Source organism: Burkholderia sp. Se-20378, assembly GCF_017104665.1.
Classification (GTDB): domain Bacteria; phylum Pseudomonadota; class Gammaproteobacteria; order Burkholderiales; family Burkholderiaceae; genus Burkholderia; species Burkholderia lata.
The window spans coordinates 1-1,399 of sequence record NZ_JAAGPG010001043.1; the positions used below are offsets into that span (position 1 = coordinate 1).

At 70.1% G+C, this 1,399-nt stretch carries 1 protein-coding gene and 1 pseudogene; both read right to left on the reverse strand.

The genetic code is table 11. The features are described 5' to 3' along the window. Positions 1 to 240 (reverse strand): annotated as a pseudogene (locus G3N93_RS39995) (MFS transporter); the annotation flags it as partial. Continuing rightward, positions 237 to 1,399, reverse strand: a 1,163-nt coding sequence (locus G3N93_RS40000; RefSeq protein ID WP_206135522.1) for a D-arabinono-1,4-lactone oxidase, incomplete at its 5' end; no start/stop codon positions are given. The gene G3N93_RS40000 and the pseudogene G3N93_RS39995, both read right to left, overlap by 4 nt.

The window sequence follows — 1,399 nt, forward strand, 5'->3', positions numbered from 1 at the left end:
TCGCGCGATCCGGTGCGACAGCAGCGCGCAACTGATCGCGATGCCGAGGATCTCGGCGCTGACCAGCGCAGTCGCGCTGCCTTCGTCGAGGCGGAAGCGCGTCATCACGGCCGCGACGAGGAACGGCGACAGGATCAGGCCGTTGGTGGCCGCCGCGAACGCGAGCGCGAGGCGGACGACGGCGCCGGTCGACGGATCGGGACGCGACTGTGCGGCGGCATGCAGGGTGGCGGTGCTCATGAGGCCTCCTGGTTGGATCGCGGCCGATCTTGTGCGATGCCGGCCGTTTCGTGCATCGGGTGTGTCCCTCGGCGAGCCGGCGTGGCGCGCGCGGTCGAGGCTACGCTCGCACTTGCATGTTGCGGCAGGCCGAACAGCGTGCGCAGGTACGGCGTCAGGAAGCGGCCATGCGGGTCCATCCGTTCGCGCAACGCGAGGAAATCGTCCCAGTGCGGGTAGCACGCCGCCAGCTCGGCGGCCTTCATCGCATGCACCTTGCCCCAGTGCGGCCGCCCGCCATGATTGCGGCAGATCGCCTGCACGCCCGAGAAGTATGCGTCGAACGGCATCCCGCGATACTGGTGCACCGAGATGCGCACGCTGTCGCGCCCGTAGTCGGGGCTCAGCCAGATGTCGTCGCCGCGCACCCAGCGGTATTCGATCGGGAACATCAGCGGGAAGCTGCGGCGCGCGATGAACGCGCGGATCTCGCGCAGCGCGTCGGCGCCGCGCTCGGCCGGCACCGACCATTCCATTTCGTTGAAGCGCACGCGGCGCACCGTCGACAGCATCGCGTAGCTCGCATCCACGTGGCGGCCGGCCGACACCGTCGATGCACATAGCCGGCTCAGCGCCGGGCACAGCGACGGCACGCGTTTGCCGAGCCCGCACAACGCGCCGAACACCGTGTTCTCGAGGAACGATTCGGATGCGCGGCTCGCCCAGTGCACCGCGTCGGCCGGCTCGTCGGTCATGTCCCACGCCTTGGTCAGCACGGTGTCCGTATGCGGGAACCAGTAGAACTCGAACGAGCGGTGCTTCGCGATCAGCGCGTCCGCTTGCGCGAGGCAGTCGTCGAGCTGCATGCCGCCGCGCTCGAGGCGCAGCTTGAACGCGGGCACGAGGCGCAGGCCGATCTCGGTCAGCACGCCGAGCGCGCCGAGCCCGATCCGGCCGCCGGCGAACAGGTCGGGATGCGTGTCGGCGCTCGCGCGGATCTCGCTGCCGTCCGCGCACATGAAGGTCAGGCTGTCGATCTGCGTCGACAGGTTGCCGAGCGTGATGCCGGTGCCGTGCGTGCCGGTGCTGGTCGCGCCGGCGATCGACTGCACGTTGATGTCGCCGAGGTTCTCCATCGCGAGGCCGTGCGCGGCGAGTGCCGGGCCCAGCGCCCACAGCC